General features: G+C 69.7%; 11 protein-coding genes and 1 tRNA gene. 5 read left to right on the top strand and 7 right to left on the bottom strand.

Features of this window, described 5'->3' with window-relative positions; translation table 11 throughout:
- Positions 1 to 64: 64 nt before the first annotated feature.
- Genes IPJ17_20155 through IPJ17_20145 form a run of 3 tightly spaced genes read right to left on the bottom strand, consistent with a single transcriptional unit; the run spans position 65 to position 4,886 of the window.
- Complete coding sequence (locus IPJ17_20155) at positions 65 to 2,119, bottom strand: hypothetical protein (GenBank protein QQR73752.1); 2,055 nt, start codon at positions 2,117 to 2,119, stop codon at positions 65 to 67.
- Between the two features lie 25 nt (positions 2,120 to 2,144).
- Positions 2,145 to 4,313: a S9 family peptidase gene (locus tag IPJ17_20150; GenBank protein ID QQR73751.1), complete on the bottom strand. Its 2,169-nt coding sequence runs from the start codon at positions 4,311 to 4,313 to the stop codon at positions 2,145 to 2,147.
- A 30-nt stretch (positions 4,314 to 4,343) separates the two neighbouring features.
- Positions 4,344 to 4,886, bottom strand: a complete 543-nt coding sequence (locus tag IPJ17_20145) for a DUF4442 domain-containing protein (protein QQR73750.1) — start codon at positions 4,884 to 4,886, stop codon at positions 4,344 to 4,346.
- A 111-nt stretch (positions 4,887 to 4,997) separates the two neighbouring features.
- On the opposite strand from IPJ17_20145, the gene IPJ17_20140 reads away from it, so the two are divergent.
- The 3 genes from IPJ17_20140 to IPJ17_20130 all read left to right on the top strand — a co-directional run bounded on the left by IPJ17_20140 (position 4,998) and on the right by IPJ17_20130 (position 9,054).
- Positions 4,998 to 7,130: a DUF1800 family protein gene (locus IPJ17_20140; GenBank protein QQR73749.1), complete on the top strand. Its 2,133-nt coding sequence runs from the start codon at positions 4,998 to 5,000 to the stop codon at positions 7,128 to 7,130.
- Between the two features lie 71 nt (positions 7,131 to 7,201).
- Positions 7,202 to 8,422, top strand: a complete 1,221-nt coding sequence (locus IPJ17_20135; protein ID QQR76237.1) for a DUF1501 domain-containing protein — start codon at positions 7,202 to 7,204, stop codon at positions 8,420 to 8,422.
- 95 nt (positions 8,423 to 8,517) lie between these two features.
- Positions 8,518 to 9,054: a tetratricopeptide repeat protein gene (locus IPJ17_20130; GenBank protein ID QQR73748.1), complete on the top strand. Its 537-nt coding sequence runs from the start codon at positions 8,518 to 8,520 to the stop codon at positions 9,052 to 9,054.
- A 64-nt stretch (positions 9,055 to 9,118) separates the two neighbouring features.
- Here the strand turns inward: IPJ17_20130 and IPJ17_20125 are convergent, their stop codons facing one another.
- Both IPJ17_20125 and IPJ17_20120 read right to left on the bottom strand, forming a co-directional pair.
- A complete protein-coding gene (locus IPJ17_20125) occupies positions 9,119 to 10,036 on the bottom strand; it encodes an MBL fold metallo-hydrolase (protein ID QQR73747.1) in 918 nt (305 codons plus the stop codon).
- An 82-nt stretch (positions 10,037 to 10,118) separates the two neighbouring features.
- Positions 10,119 to 10,760: a hypothetical protein gene (locus tag IPJ17_20120; protein ID QQR73746.1), complete on the bottom strand. Its 642-nt coding sequence runs from the start codon at positions 10,758 to 10,760 to the stop codon at positions 10,119 to 10,121.
- Positions 10,761 to 10,826: 66 nt separating this feature from the next.
- Here IPJ17_20120 and IPJ17_20115 point away from each other — a divergent pair, with 66 nt between their 5' ends.
- Together IPJ17_20115 and IPJ17_20110 are read left to right on the top strand one after the other, a co-directional pair.
- Positions 10,827 to 11,540, top strand: a complete 714-nt coding sequence (locus tag IPJ17_20115) for a YdcF family protein (protein ID QQR73745.1) — start codon at positions 10,827 to 10,829, stop codon at positions 11,538 to 11,540.
- Positions 11,541 to 11,617: 77 nt separating this feature from the next.
- Positions 11,618 to 11,717 (top strand) — tRNA-Sec (locus IPJ17_20110).
- 317 nt (positions 11,718 to 12,034) lie between these two features.
- Here the strand turns inward: IPJ17_20110 and IPJ17_20105 are convergent.
- Both IPJ17_20105 and IPJ17_20100 read right to left on the bottom strand, forming a co-directional pair.
- Positions 12,035 to 13,450: an IS1380 family transposase gene (locus IPJ17_20105; protein QQR73744.1), complete on the bottom strand. Its 1,416-nt coding sequence runs from the start codon at positions 13,448 to 13,450 to the stop codon at positions 12,035 to 12,037.
- 85 nt (positions 13,451 to 13,535) lie between these two features.
- Positions 13,536 to 14,765: an IS256 family transposase gene (locus IPJ17_20100; GenBank protein ID QQR73743.1), complete on the bottom strand. Its 1,230-nt coding sequence runs from the start codon at positions 14,763 to 14,765 to the stop codon at positions 13,536 to 13,538.
- Positions 14,766 to 15,598: the final 833 nt, after the last annotated feature.

The raw sequence follows: 15,598 nt of genomic DNA, 5'->3' as shown, positions 1-15,598 counted from the left end.
GCCGGAGACGGCGGCGCCGATCGCCGGCCGGGCGATCGGCGCGCCACCGCCTTGCCGGGTGCCGCTACTTCTTCCCGACCCCCGTCGACTCGGTCTTCAGTGCCGCGCGCGCCGCCGCGAGGAGCGGCTCGGCGGAGAGCGGAGCACCGACCGCGCCGCGCATCCAGGCCTCCGGGGTCAGCCGCCCCTGACGAGCGACCCGCTCGAACTCGCGACCGAAATCCCGTCCGTGGAAATGCTCGGCCACCTGGAAGGCGATCAGGTGGCCGAGAGCGTAGTCGGGCAGGTAGAGGGCGTAGGCGACCATGTGGGAGTAGACGCCGAGCAGCAACGAGTCGCGGGTGCCGATCACCGGGGCGAAGTAGCGGTTCCAGACATCGCGCGCGATCGCCACCGTCGCCTCGCGCAGCTCGGCCGGTGTCGCCTGCGGATGGGCGTAGAGCCAGCGCCAGACCTGCATGTCGACCAGCGAGACGCCAGCGATCTCGTAGGTGGCCCAGACGCCGGCGAGCGCCTCGGCGCGGCGCGAGGCTTCGTCGGGCCGGGCGAGCCCGAGCAGCTCGAGGTCACGCTGCTGGAAGACGAAGGCCAGGGCCTCGGTGAAGGCGTTGTTCGGCACGCCGGAGAGCAGGTTGCGATCGATCGCGTTGAGCGAGAAGACCTGCTCGACGTTGTGACCCAGCTCGTGGATGGCGATGTTGTAGCCCTTGTAGTCCATCCCCGTGGCGGCGATGCGGGTCCGCAGGTGGGCCTTGTCCTCGTGCCGCACCGCTCCCATCGCGTGGCCGGCGCCGCGAGACGGATCGACGACGATGTGTTCGGCGAGCCAGGCGGACCGCTCCGGGGAGAATCCGAGTCCGGTGAGGATGCGCGGCAGGTCGGCCTGGAACGCCGCCACGTTCGGGTAGCGCTGCCGCGTCACGGCGTCGAGCTCGGCCTCGGAGTAGGCGCCGCGCGGCTTGAAACCGGTGTACCAGATATCGAACGGCTCGAGCGGACGTCCGAGCCGGCGGGTGATCTCCGCGGCCACCTGCTTGACCTCGGGGCTCGCCAGCACCGAGACGAGGAGCTTCTCGACTTCGGCCTCGGGGACCTGCCGGTCCCGCTCGAACCGTCGCCGCACGAAAGTCGGTGTCACCGGGTCGTGGGCGTCCTCGGCGGCGACGGCGTGGAAGACCTCGAGGATCTTCGCGTAGCGCGTGTCGGGCTCGCGTGCCGCGAGATCGACGCCGGGAGCCGGTGTGCCGGAGAGTGGCTTGACGACGTTCTCTCCCGGACGCCAGGTCACCTCGGCGTTGTCGATCGCCGCCTGGGGGATCGTCTGGGTGACGATGCGCTCCATCACCTGGGCGATCAGGCGCTGCCGGGCGAGTCCCTGCGGATCGCCGTAGCGTGAGCCGAGCTCGTCGCGCAGCCCCCAGTGGGTGATCAGGCGCAGCCCTTCCGGAAAGAGCCGCTCGCCGCGGGCGTCGAGCAGTCGGTCCATCCGGATGTTGTAGCCGGCGATGTAGTTGTCGGCGGACGCATAGGCACGCGTCATCGCCGACAGGACCTGCGGCGGCGTTCGCCGGGCGAAGCCCTCGGCAAGGCGCGCCCGGGCCCAGGTGTCACGATCCCACGCGGTACCTCCGGCGAGCATCTCGTCGAGCGAACGGATGGGGAAGTTGAGCAGCACCAGGAAGGCGGCCTTGCTGGCGAAGAGGTCGTCCGGCACGTGGGCCGAGAGGTCGATCTCCGAGAGCAGGCGATCCCAGGCCGTGACCGGTCCCGTGTCGAGGTCGAGCGGCGTCGTCAGCTCGCGTCGGACTTCGTGCAGGTGGCCCTGCATCTCTTCGAGGACGAGCTCGAAGCGATCGAGGGCGGCGCGGACCTCCTCCGGCTTGGCGAGGAAGTTCGCCTCGCAGAAGGCGGCGAAGGCCGCCTCGTCGCCGTCCTCCGGCCACCAGCGCTCGGCGACCTGGCGGACGCCGAGACGAATGCGGTCGGCCTGGGAAGGACCGTGGAGTGCCGTCAGGCGGCTCACCGTCGCGTCGACGGTTGCGGGAGCGATCGTCGCCGCGCTCGGCGCCGAGGCGGCGAGCAGGGCGATCAGAGTGGCGATCGGCAGGGTGGCACGCATCGCAGGTTCTCCTGGAAAGAGGGCTTCAGCGTTTCGCCGCCGGAGAGGCGAACGACGGTGGCAGCGTGATCCCGAGGTTGGCGGCGAGGAAGGACCACTCGTCGGCGGATTCCTCGATCTGCTTGGCGACCGGCTTGCCTCCGCCGTGGCCGGCGCGGGTTTCGATGCGGATCAGCACCGGTGCCGGCCCGGCCTGCGCCTCCTGGAGCGCGGCGGCGAACTTGAAGCTGTGACCGGGGACGACCCGGTCGTCGGTATCGGCGGTGGTCACCAGGGTGGCAGGGTACGCCGTCCCCCGGCGCAGGTTGTGGTAGGGCGAATAGGCGTAGAGCGCCTTGAACTCCGCGGGGTCCTCGGCCGAGCCATAGTCGTCGACCCAGAAGCGGCCGGCGGTGAAACGGTGGAAGCGCAACATGTCCATCACGCCGACGGCCGGCAGCGCGGCGCCGAAGAGCTCCGGGCGCTGGGTCATCGCCGCACCGACGAGAAGACCGCCGTTGCTGGCCCCGGAGATGGCGAGCTTGTCGCGCCGGGTAACCCGGTTGGCGACGAGCCACTCGGCGGCCGCGATGAAGTCGTCGAAGACGTTCTGCTTCTGCAGCTTGGTGCCGGCGCGATGCCAGGGCTCGCCGTACTCGCCGCCGCCGCGCAGGTTGGCCTGGGCGTACACTCCGCCCATCTCCAGCCAGACCGCTGTCGGCACCGAGAAGTACGGAGTGAGCGACACGTTGAAGCCGCCGTATCCGTAAAGGAGCGTCGGGTTGCTGCCGTCGAGCTTGAGTCCCTTGCGGTGGACGAGGAACACCGGCACGCGGGTCCCGTCCTTCGAGGGGACGAAGACCTGCCGGACGACGAAGGCCGTCGGGTCGAAGGCCACCTTCGGGGCGAAGAAGACGCGCTTCTCGCCGGTTGCGAGATCGAGCCGATAGACCGTGGCCGGGGTGGTGAAGCTGGTGAAGGTGAAGAACGTCTCGGTGTCGTCGCTGCGCCCGGAAAAGCCGCCGACCGATCCGATGCCGTCGAGGGTGAGCTCGCGCAGCAGCTTGCCGTCACGCGCGTAGCAGCGCACGCGGCTCGCCGCGTCCTCGAGGAAGGTGGCGACGAACATCCGGCCGAGATCGTCGACCGAAGCGAGGGTCGCCGTCTGTTGCGGCAGGATCTCGCGCCAGAGCTCGCGCGCCGGGTGGCGCAGGTCGATGGCGATCAGCCGCCCCCGCGGGGCGTCGAGATCGGTCTTGAAGTAGAGCGTTGGACCGTCGCTCCCGACGAGGGTGTACTCGTGCTCGAAGCCGGAGACGAGCTCGACGGCGCCGGAGAGGGGCTCGGCGAGGTCGCGCACGAAGATGGCGTGACGGGCGTCGGTGCCGATCCAGGTGGTGATCACCAGGTAGCGACCGTCTTCGGTGACGGTGTTGCCGAAGCCCCAGTCCGGGTGATCCGGTCGCTCGAAGACCACGACGTCTTCGCTCTGCGACGAGCCGAGCCGGTGGAAGCAGACCGTCATCTGGGTGTTCAGGCTCTGGAAAGCGGCGCCGGGCTTCGGCTCGGGGTAGCGGCTGTAGAAAAAGCCGCTGCCGTCGCCGGCCCAGGCGGCGTCGGAGAACTTGGTCCAGCGGACCTCGTCGGCGAGCGGCGCGCCGCTGTCGACGTCGAGGACGCGAAACGTGGTCCAGTCCGATCCGGCCTCGGCGACGCCGTAGGCGAGAAAGCGTCCGTCGCGGCTCGGCGCGAAGCCGACGAGCGCCACCGTGCCGTCCTTCGACCAGCTGTTGGGGTCGAGCAGGAGGCGCGGCGGCTCGGCGAGCGACTCCTGCACGAAGAGGACCGACTGGTTCTGCAGCCCGTCGTTTCGCGAGAAGAAGTAGCGGCCCCCGCGCTTGACCGGCGTGGAGACGCGCGCGAAGTCCCAGAGCTCGGCGAGCCGGCGGCGGATCGCCGTTCGTTGCGGCAGCTTCTCGAGGTATCCGAACGTCACGCGGTTCTGGGCCTCGACCCAGCTCGCCACCTCGGGAGCTTCGCGGACGTCCTGTTCGAGCCAGCGGTAGGGATCGGCGACCTCCACGCCGTGCAGGTTGTCCTTCTGGTCGACCTTCCGCGTGGTCGGCGGAACCGGATGGTCGCCGGCGGCGAGAGCGCCGGGCAGGAGAACCGCGGCGAGCAGGAAGAGGGTGAACGGCGAGTCGAGAAGGCGCATGGGAATCCTCGAAGGATGGAAAGGTCGACCTCAGGATGGATCGGCAACCGTCGGTGCCGAGTCGGCGGTGGCGTCGGTGGCGGCGAACCGGCGCCGGTGGCGAACGTGGAGGAGCTTGTCGACCTCGGCGACGACGCGGTCCTGCTCGTCGAGCACCTGGACGGTGAACTGCGGCTCCACCTTCTCGGCAGCGAGCGCCGCGGTGCGGATCTCCTCGATCCGTTCGCGCGGGATGGCGAAGCGGGCACGGACGGTGCCGGTGCCGGGTCGACGGAAACGCACGGCTGCCGCCTTGTCCCAGACGATGAACTCGTGCGGCCCGAGCGCTTCGACGAGGATCAACGCGAAGAACGGGTCGCACAGGCTGTAGAGCGACCCACCGAAGTGCGTGGCGAAGTAGTTGCGGTTCCACCACCGCAACCTCATCGTCGACTCGAAGACCAGCGGGTCGTCGGCAAGGCGGCGGACGCGCACTCCGGCGCCGAGATAGGGAGGAAAGACATTCAGGAGGCTGAGCTTCCAGCGCTGCGTTCGCTGGGGTCCGGGCCTCGGGGGGCGGAGGTCGGCAGACATCGCCCCAAGTATCCCACCGCTGACGAGCGGATTCCCGGTCCCGCAGGCGCAGGAAGGGCGGCGAGCGTGGGTTTCACCTGGGGACCACCTGCGAGCCGCGAGGATCCCGTCATGCGCCGATTCTTCTTCACCCTCCCCGGTCTGATGCTCCTCTTCAGCACTCCGGCGCGAACCGGCGACGGCTCGGTGCCGCTCCGCCTGCCGTGGCGCGAAGCCGGCCTCTCCGAACGCGCCGCCGCAGCCCATCTGCTCGACCGGTTGGCCTATGGGGCGCGGCCCGGCGAGGTCGATCGCGTGGTGTCGATGGGCCTCGAGGCCTGGGTCGAGCGGCAACTCGCAGCGGATCTCCCGGAAGTTGCCCTGGCGGCCGACCTCGCCCGCTACGACACCCTCCGGATGCCGGCACGGCAGATCGCCGAGACCTTCCCGAGCCCGGGGCGCCTGCTCGCGCGGGCACGAGCCGCCGGCGTGGTTTCGGGAGAGCGAGCGCGCCCGAGCGCTCCCTCGGCCGGCGAGTCCGCGGGCGTTGCCGCGCCGGCTTCCGGCACGCCGGCCCCCGACTCGGCGGAGCGCGAGCAGCGGCGGAAGGTCCTCGAGTGGGCGCGAGCGCAGGGCTACCGCTCGCAGCGCGAGCTCGCCGCGCAGTTGCTCGGGCAGCGGGTCTTTCGTGCGGTCGCGGCGGAGAACCAGCTCGCCGAGCGGCTCACCGACTTCTGGTTCAACCATCTGACGGTCTCGATGAGCGACAACGAAGCGAGATCCTGGATTCTCGCCTACGAGCGCGACGCGATCCGGCCGCATGTCTTCGGGAGCTTCCGGGAGCTGCTCGAGGCTTCGGCGAAGCACCCGGCGATGCTGGTCTACCTCGACAACGACCGTTCGGTCGCGGCGGAAGGTCAGCCGACGACGCTCGGACAGGAGCTCGGCGGACGCTTCGTCGCGGGGCGCCTCGGTGGCGACGTCGCACCGCGTGGCGGGAGGAGCGGCGGGGCGTTCGGCGGACGTGGTGGACCGATGGGCCTGCGGGGCGGTGAGTCGAGGAGCGGGCGTATCGGGTTCGGCGCTCCGACTCACGCGGCGAGCCGGGGGCAAGCGGCGGACCGGCCGGGACGGCCGCGGGGGCTCAACGAGAACTACGCTCGCGAGCTGCTCGAGCTGCATACGCTCGGCGTGGATGGTGGCTACGCTCAAGAAGACGTCGTCGAGGTCGCCAGGGCCTTGACCGGTTGGTCGATCGTTCCGCTCGAGCGTGGCGCCGGGGCCGAGCCTCGCCGGTTCGGGGCTCGGACCGGTCAGGCGAACGGACGTGAAGCGCTGGGGCGTGGCCGGTTCGTGGTGGACGGCGACTTCCTCTTCCGCGCCGACTCCCACGACGCGGCCGCCAAGCGCGTTCTCGGTCACACCCTGCCGGCCGGGCGCGGGATCGAAGACGGGGAAGCGGTCCTCGACCTCGTCGCCTTCCACCCGGCGACGGCTCGTCACCTCGCCGCGAAGCTCGCCGTGCGATTCGTCGCCGACGATCCTCCCGCCTCGTTGGTCGACCGGCTGGCGGCGACGTTCACGGCAAGCGGCGGCGATCTGCGGGCGACGGTGCGCGCGCTGGTCGAATCGCCGGAGTTCTGGAGCGCCGCGGCGCGACGGCAGAAGATCAAGTCGCCGCTCGAGGTCGTGGCCTCGGCATTGCGCGCCAGTGGGGCCCGCGTCGAGGATCCGCGCGGTGCCATCGAGTGGATCGCTCGCATGGGGCAGCCGCTCTATGCCAGCCCGGCGCCGACCGGTTTCGGCGACCGCGCCGAGACCTGGGTGGCCAGCGGCTCGCTGCTCGCGCGGATGAACTTCGGCCTGGCGCTCGCTGCCGGACGCGTCGGAGGTGTGCGGCTCGACCTCGCTTCTCTCGCGGGAGGATCCGCCCCGACGTCGGCCGACGGGGCGCTGGCGGCCTATGCGCCGCTCTTCCTGCCGGAACGCGACGTCGCCGAAACGATCGCGCGTCTCACGCCGCTGCTCGAGGATCCGGATCTGCCCGGGAAGCTCGCCGAACGCGCCGCGACCGACGGCGAGTCGGGAGCGGCGAGCGATGGCGAGGTCGCCGCGCTCTTCGGCTTCGCGTCGCGACCCGGACGCCGCTCCGCCGGGGGCGAGTGGCTCGACGCGCCGTCGCGTTCCGCGCCGGTCGCGCCGCCTTCGATCGCCGCGAGCGTCGCGGGGCTGATCCTCGGGTCGCCCGAATTTCAACGTCGTTGAACCCTGACGGCTCACGGAGGAATCCGCTCGTGCTCGATCGACGCGTTCTGCTCAAGTCCGGCGCGCTGGCGATGCTCAGCTTCGGCGCGGGTCCATCGTTCCTGCGGCGGGCGGCGCTGGCGACCGGCACGTCGCCCCGCCGTCGCACGCTGGTGACCCTCTTCCAGCGTGGCGCCATGGATGCGCTGGCCGCCGTGCCGCCGACCGGCGGCGGCGAGCTCGCGGCGCTGCGGCCGTCGCTGGCGATGAGCGCGGCCCGCAGTGCCGGTGCGGGTGCGGTGCTCGATCTCGGCGTGGGCTTCGGCTTCCACCCTGCTCTTGCTCCCTGGTTGCCGTTCTGGCGTGAAGGTCGCCTGGCGGTGGTGCACTGCGTCGGCTCACCCGACCCGACGCGCTCGCACTTCGACGCCCAGGACTACATGGAGAGTGGTACGCCCGGGCGCAAGGGGACCGCCTCGGGCTGGCTCAATCGTGTCTGCGGCACGCTGGGGCACGACGCGACGCCGTTTCGCGCCGTCGCCACGACCTCGGCCCTGCCGCGATCGCTCTCCGGTCCCGAGCCGGCGCTCGCGATCCCCGATCTGAAGGCCTTCGGCGTGCGTCTCCGTGGAGCGGGAGGCGCCGCGGCGGTCGCCGGAGCCGGCTTCGAGTCGCTCTACGACGAGGCGTCGCAGCAGCTTCTGCGCGATGCCGGACGCGAGAGCTTCGACGCGCTCCGCCTCCTTGCCGAGCGTGGCGTCGCGAATTCCCGCCCGGCCTCCGGTGCGAGCTATCCGGCGAGTCCGCTCGGCAGCTCGCTGCGCGAGGTCGCGCAACTCGTCAAGGCGGACGTCGGGCTCGAGGTGGCGTTCGTCGAATCCGGAGGGTGGGATACCCACGTGCAACAGGGCACCGCGCAAGGGACGTTCTCCCGCCGGGCCGACGACCTTGCGCGAGCGGTGGCGGCGTTCTGGACCGACCTCGGGGCGCGACAGGCCGACGTCGTCCTGATGACGATGACCGAGTTCGGACGAACGGTGCGCGAGAACGGTTCCGGTGGTACCGACCACGGTCACGGCTCCTGTCTCTTCGTGCTCGGCGACCGGGTCGACGGCGGCAAGGTCCATGGGCGCTTTCCGGGGCTCGATCTCGATCGGCTCCACGAGGGGCGGGACCTGCCGGTGACGACCGATTTTCGCGCTGTCTTCGCCGGGGTGGCTGCGGCTCACCTCGGCTCGTGCGAGGCGAGCGTGATCTTCCCCGGCTGGTCGGGAGAGCCGCTGCCGCTGCTGCGGCCGGAGCCTGCTGTCTAGCGAGAGGTCTTGCGTTCGGTCTGGCGCTCCGGCGCTTCGACCGACCTGTGAAGGAGATCCTGGACGCGCGGGCCGGGGAGCGCTACCCTCGGGCCGTGAAGTCGCCCGAAGACACGGCCGAGTGGCTGCGCCGAGGAATTCTCGCCTGCCGACGCGAGCGCTGGCACGAAGGCTACGACCTGCTGGCTCGCGCGGCGAGTGCGGTGCCGAAGCAGAGCGATCTGCCGGCGCGGGTCTTCTCGTTTCTCGGCGTGGCGATGGCGCGCTGCGAGGGGCGCCGGAGCGAGGGGCTCGAGCTCTGCCGCTATGCGGTCAAGCGCGAGCCGCGCGAAGCGGAGAACTGGGGGAATCTGGCGGTTCTCTATCTGATGGTCGGCGAGCGTCGCAAGGCGGTTCGCGCGCTCGACAAGGGGCTGTGGCTGGCTGCCGACAACGAGTCGCTGCTGCGGTTGCGCACCGAAGTCGGCTGCCGCCGCCGGCCGCCACTGCCGTTCCTTTCGCGCGAGAACCCGCTCAACGTGGCGGCCGGCCGACTGCGGCACCGCCTGATGACGAACGTCGAACGCCGCCGAGCCGAACGGGCGGCCGACGCCGCGGATCGCTCCGAGCCGGGCGATCGCGTCGAGACCTGACCGCCGCACACCAGGAAGACGCGGAGCGCACCGTGGCACCACGGGTGCGCCGGCGGTTCCCTGGCTAACCTCCGGCGAGCTCGGCGCAGGCGACGCGCAGGCAGTTTCCCAGCGAGAGGAACGGGATCGGGCTCACGTGCTCGGGGAAACCGGCGAGCGACGTCGCCCCGGCGATCTCCTCGACGCTCCTGCCGGCCTTGAGCTCCCTGCCCGCGTGGTCCAGCAGCGCGGTGAAGAAGTCGCGCTGCAGTAGGAGGTCGGCCTTCCCTCCGGTCACCCCGGATTCGCGCTTGCCGTGTCCGTAGATGAAGCGCGTCGACTCGCCGTGCGCGGCGGCGATCTTCTCCAGCACCGTGATCCAGCTCCGGATGCTGGCTCCGGCGCCGCGGTCGATGAAGGGGTAGATGCGGTTGAAGACGAGGTCCCCGAGATGGACGACGTCGGCCTTCTCGAAATGGACGGCGATGTCGCCACCGGTGTGCGCCGGGCCGTAATGCCGTGCGGCAACGGCCTCGCTCCCCAGATCCATCCGCCAGGCGTCGGTGAACGTGGTGTCGGCCACGACCGGGGGCGGCGCCTTCTCCTGCTCGGCCGAGCGACGTTGCAGCGCCGGGACGTTGGCGTGCGCCACGATCGAGCCGACGAAGGGACGGAGGACGCCGTTGCCGCCGGTGTGATCGTCGTGGTGGTGGGTGTTGATCAGCACCGCGGCATGTCGCGCCGTACGGGAGCGGAAACCCTCGAGAAAGACCGGCGCGGTCTCCGGCGACTGGCTGTCGACCACCAGCGCGGCGTCGGGCGTCACCAGCCAACCGATCGTTCCGCCCTGGGCGGTGAAGATGCCGACGCCGCCGCGCAGCTCGGTGAAGGTGCCCTTGGGCGGCGCGGCGACCGGCTGGCCGGCAAGGCGTCGCGGGAGCAACTGCGAGCCGAGGACGGCGACGGAGCCGGTCACCAGGAGCTGACGGCGGGAGAGGGTCATGGCCTGTCTCCGGGAAGAGGGACGGGACAGCAGTGCGGGTGCCGACCGAGGACCGGGAGCGCGCCGATCGGAATCCGCGGCATCAACTGGCAGCGCGGCAGGAGCGCAGCATGGCGAGGAAGTCGGCCTTGGCGGCCTCCATCGTCGCCTCGGGCCCGGTGGCCTTGAAGAACCACGGTCCGTTCGGCCCCTCGATCACTGCCCCGAAGAGGCGGGAGCCGGGCTGTTCGGTGCTCGGTCCGGTGCCCATCGTGCTCGGCAGCAGCGAGCCCTTGACGTCGATCCAGGTCACGGCGAGTCCGTTGACCTCGAAGCGCTCGCGTGCCGGCTGAGTCCCCTGGGCCACCCCGACCTGACCGATCCAACGCTGGAGGTTCGACTCGACGTCGCCGCCGCCGCCCGGTCCGAAGTAGAAGACGGCCAGTGCGCCTGCACCGGCTTTGCCGGGGATCGTCGCCTGGGCGATCCGCATGTTCGAGCTCGGCGCCGACGTGGGCCACGACGCCGGGATGGCGAACGAGAGACCGGCGCTGGCGGAGCCGGTTCCTGCGGCAGGGGCCGGAGCGGCCGCCGGGGTCTCGAGCGACAGGACGGCGGCCGGCCGACTGGCGGCGTTGCCGGAACCGGCGGGAACGGTCGGGGGAGCCGATGCCTTCTCGGCTCCTCCACAGGCGGTTGCTGCCGCGAGCAGGAGCAGGGAGAGGGCGGGAAGGGCTCGGCGCATGCAGGACCTCGTCTCGGGTCTCCGGCACCGCCATCGGCGCGCGGAAAGCCCTATACTCTCCCGCCCATGTCGGGAGCTGTCAACGAGGTGCCGCACAGCGCGCCACCCCGCGCCACGTTCCGCCAGAAGATCGGCGGACCCGGGGGCATTTCGTCCCTGGTGATCGCGCTGGCGGTGGGAGCTCTCGGGTTGGGTCTGCCGGTGCTCTGGAGGATGCGCCGCGTGCTCGCGGCGGCCGCCGGTGAGCCCTCCCGGCCGGCCGAGGCGATCCTCGTCCTCGGTCGACTGCTCGAGAGCGACCGGCCGTCGGCGGTCTTCGTCGCGCGCCTCGAGCACGCCGCGGCACTCTGGCGCGAGGGCCTCGCGCCACGCATCGTGGTGGCTGGAGGTCTCACCGGCAAGGCGAGTCGCACCGAGGCCGAAGCCGGCCGCGAGCACCTGATCGCCACCGGCGTCCCGCCCGAGGCGATCTGGACCGAAGAGCACAGCCAGCACACCTTGGAGAATCTCTTCTACGTCCGGGCGACGCTGCGCGAACGCGGGATGAGCTCGCTGCTTCTCGTCTCCGATCCGCTCCACCTGGCTCGGGCGGCGACGATGGCGCGTGGTCTCGGACTGGCCGTCGCCTGTTCGCCGGCGCCCGGCTGCCCACCACGTCGACGCAGCGCCGGTTGGTGGGTCCGGGCGGGGAAGGAGGCGTTCCTGCTCCACTGGTACCACTGCGGGATCGCCTACAGCCGCCTGATCGGCTCCGAGCGGCAACTGGCCCGCGTGACCTGACGTCGATTGCCGGTTGCCCTCGCCGAGAGCGAGAGCGTCGCGAGACGGGGAAGCCCGTGAGCGGCTAAGATCGCGCCGGAAGCGCTCGGGGGCTGGTGCTCTCTGCGGTCTTCAAAACCGTTGTCCGGCGTCGATTCCGACGGCGGGGGTGGGTTCGATTCCCATGCGCTTCCGCCAACTCGACCAAGCCAGTCCATGCCGCAGCGGTTCATGCTGCGGCACCGGCGGCGAAGAACGGCGAGACGCCGAAGTCCGCCGCCACTCGCTCAGAGTCTGAGACCTAGCCCGGATTTCTCACCCCATTTGGGCGAGGGCCTTGTCGAGGCTCAGTGGGGTCGGATCGTTGGTCGAATCGGGGAGTTCAGGTGGCGAGAGATTGGGTGTGAGCGGTTGAGAGGCCGATTCGGTGCGTTGTGATCGCGCTGGCGGGGCGATCTGCGGACACCTCGACTGCGTTGACTCGTTTGTTGCCGATCGGGGTTCGGATCCGAAGCTCAGGCAGGAGAGGCGCGGAGTCGCCCGAGGGCTTCGAGGAAGACCGACTTCCACGGATAGGCCGAGGAGAGTGCGATCCAGATCCGCCGCACGCTCAGTCGTATCTGGGCGCCGATCTTGAGCAGCTTGAGGCGAATCGTCCCGCACTGGGCTCGTGCCCAGGTCGTCCCCGAGAGCCCGAGGCGACGCAGCTCGGCCAAGAGTGTGTAGGCGAAGGTGGAAAACCACAGCCGCAGCTGGTTGATCTTCAAGTAGTGGGCCGATGTCCGGCCGGCGAAGAGATCGAGCTGCTGCTCCTTGATGCGGTTCTCCATCTCTCCCCGTTGGCAGTAGAGGTCGTAAAGCGGCTCGGCCTCGAGGTCCGCTTTCGCGAGCGAGGTGACGAGGAAGCGCGGATTGGCGCCCTTGGCGAGGACCTCGGCCTTGCCGATGACGCGACGTCGACGACTCCAGGTGCTACGCGTCTGGTAGCGAGAGTCGCGAAAGCACCGCTCCGGCCGGCCCGAGCGGGCGTGTTGCGCGGCCGCCCGCTGGAGGTGCCCGCGAAGCGCTCGCTCCAGGCGTGTGTTGCGGGCCAGGCCGAGCACGTACTCGATGCCATGCTCTTCACACCAGCGCATCAGCTTCTCGCGCGCGAAGCCCGAGTCGGCGCGCACCAGGATCTCGACCTGTGGAAAGCGATCCCGGATCTTCGACACGATCCGCGACAGCGCCGCCACCGATCCCTTCGATGCATCGATATTGGAGGGGCGCAGCTCCGCCCACAGCACGCTGTCTCCGCAGACGATGTAGAGCGGCAGGTAGCAGTAGTGGCCGTAGTAGCCGTGGAAGAAGCGTCCTTCCTGCTCGCCGTGCACCGGGTCGTCGGTGGCATCAAGATCCAGGATGATCCGCTCCGGCGACGTGCCCTGGGTCTCCAGAAACAGGTCGATGAGCAGGTCCTGGACGCCTCTCGGCTGCACCGCGATGCGCTTGTAGCGGTCCGCCGCCGCATCGCTCACCGCACCCCACTCGAAGCGATTCAGCGTGCTCTTGCCTGCCAGCGGTTTGCCTTGATCCCGATCCCGACGCTGCCTGTCGCCCGACGGGTCCGACACGCCGATCAGCGAAGCCAGCAAGGCGTCCGCGCGAAGCTCCTCGTGGTCGACCAGGTCCTCGTAGCCCAGCGCCAGACCCAGCACCCGCTGCGACACCAGCGTCCCGACCCCGTGCTCCACCCACGCCGGCTCGCGATGGTCCTCGAAGCACGCCGACAGGCGACGCAAGATCCCGCGCCGACGCTCCGTCTCCGCCAGCAACACCGCGCCGCCATCCGAGCTCAGCCGGCCGCCCGCGAAGTCCAACCGCACCTCCCGGCGCCGACCCGCTCCCCAGCCTTGAAAGCTCAGCTGCTCCGCCTTACAGTCTGTCGACAAGGGCTGTCTCCTCCGCTGTGGTCGAAAAGCGGCCACGTCCGGTCAAGTGGTGTACGAGGGCGACGGCGCGGACACATGGTGGGCTTCAGGCCGCGGGTAGGAGCTGAGCCTGTTGGCCGTCCGGCGCAGGCTTCAGCTCGGGGTTGAGGTGGGCGACGGATTCGAGCGAGAAATAGCGCCGTCCGATCGCCCACTCGTCGTGTTGCTCGGCGAGGAGAGCGCCGACGAGTCGCACGATGGCGGCGCGGTTGGGGAAGATGCCGACGACGTCGGTGCGTCGCCGGATCTCTTTGTTGAGTCGCTCCTGCGGGTTGTTCGACCAGATCTGGCGCCAGTGCTCCCGCGGGAAGCCGGTGAAGGCCAGGACGTCCTCGAAGGCGCCGGCGAAGACCTTCGCCGCGTCGGGCCAGCGCTGCTCGAGCGCCGTGAGAGTGTGCTCGGCCTGTTGGCGCACCGCGTCGGCATCCTGCTGCAGGAAGATCATGCGGAAGAGCGCGGCGACACCCGGCTGCGCGGCCTTTGGCACCTTGGTCAGCACGTTGGTCGTCAGGTGCGTGCGGCAGCGTTGCCAGCGCGATCCGGTGAAGACCGAGGCAATGGCGGCCTTGAGCCCGGGATGCGCGTCGGATACCACCAGGCGCACACCGGACAGACCTCGGGCCTTCAGACCACGCAGGAATGCCAGCCAAGAGGCCCCATCCTCGCTGGTGAAGACCTCGACGCCGAGGATTTCGCGATGACCTTCGGCGGACACTCCGGTGGCGATGACGACGCTCACACCAACGCCTCCACCCTCCTCGCGGCACTTCATGTCGAGCGCGTCGAGCCAGATGTAGGGGTACGCCAGCGTCAGCGGCCGTTGCCGAAACGCCTCGACCGCGGGATCGAGCTCCGAGCAGATCTCCGAGACCCGGGACTTCGAGATACTCGACAGGCCCAAAGTCTCCAGCAGGCGCTCGACGCGGCGGGTGGAAACGCCGAGCACATAGGCCTCGGCGATGGCGGCCAGGAGGGCCTTCTCCGAGCGCCGGCGCGGCTCGAGGAGCCACTCGGGGAAGTAGCTGCCCTTGCGCAGCTTGGGGATCTGCAGGTCCATGTCGCCGAGGCGCGTCTCCCAGGGGCGGGAGCGGTAGCCGTTGCGGGCATTGATCCGCTCGGCACTGCGCTCGCCGTAGCTGGCGCCGCAGCGGGCGTCGGCCTCAGCACTCATGAGCTGCTCGAGGAAGGACTGCAGCAGGGAGCGCAGCAGATCGGGGCTGGACTGCTCGAGGGCCTTGTGAAAAGCGACGGGAAGGGGCAGGCTCACATCGGTCACGGTAGGGCCTCCTTGGGGCTTCTGGTCCGCAAACCGAAACCTACCAAGTGCCGTGCCGTGACCCTCGACGCTCTCCCCACCCAGCGCCAAAGCGCGGGCTCGAAATGGCCTGTGGACCCTGTGGAAAACGCTGACGCGTTTCCCACAGCGCCCACAGGCCCGACGACGAGGGGGAGAGAGGACTCATACACCACTTACGCGGACGCTACTCGAAAAGCCTCCTAGACAAAGGCACTTCTACCACTGGAGACAGCTCTTCTTCACTTCAGGCGTGAGAGATCCGGGCTAGGCATCTACGATGACGCCATTCGGCATCGCGTCCGCTGGCGAACTTCCGAAGAACGAGGGGTAGCCGCTGAAGTGAGCTACCCGTTGCACGGGCCCCAGCCGCAGTTACCACCGCAGGCTTGGTTGCAATAGCACCATTCCTCCCAAGCCCCATCGAGACAATATTGGCGAAGCGGGTCGTTGTGATAGGTAGCCCAACACCAGTAGTAGGTCACAAGGTACTCCTCGTAGCACCAGTCACAGCAGGTGCGGCCTGGCCCGGGACCGGAGTCGACCGGACGAATCATCTTCGCCGCGTTCGAAATAGCAGATTGTGGGGCCCAAGCATGGCCTGGCGACGAGCCTCGAAGCCCAAGTCCCAGAGCCTGAGTCGTCGGATCGTCGGCGCTACAGACAGGAGGGGCCACCAGCAGCGCTCGAACCAAGGCGAGTTCGTACTTCTCCTTGCAGGTCAGGGCTGAGGCAGTCGAAGCGGTTCCCAGCAACACTGTCACGAGAAGAGCAATGTGCGAGGCCTTCATGGTGCATCCTCCCTTAGAGGCGGC

The organism is Holophagales bacterium (assembly GCA_016699405.1).
Taxonomy (GTDB): Bacteria; Acidobacteriota; Thermoanaerobaculia; order Multivoradales; family JAGPDF01; genus JAAYLR01.
Note: the sequence above shows the minus strand (reverse complement) of the source record. Positions and strands in the feature narration are given on the sequence as shown.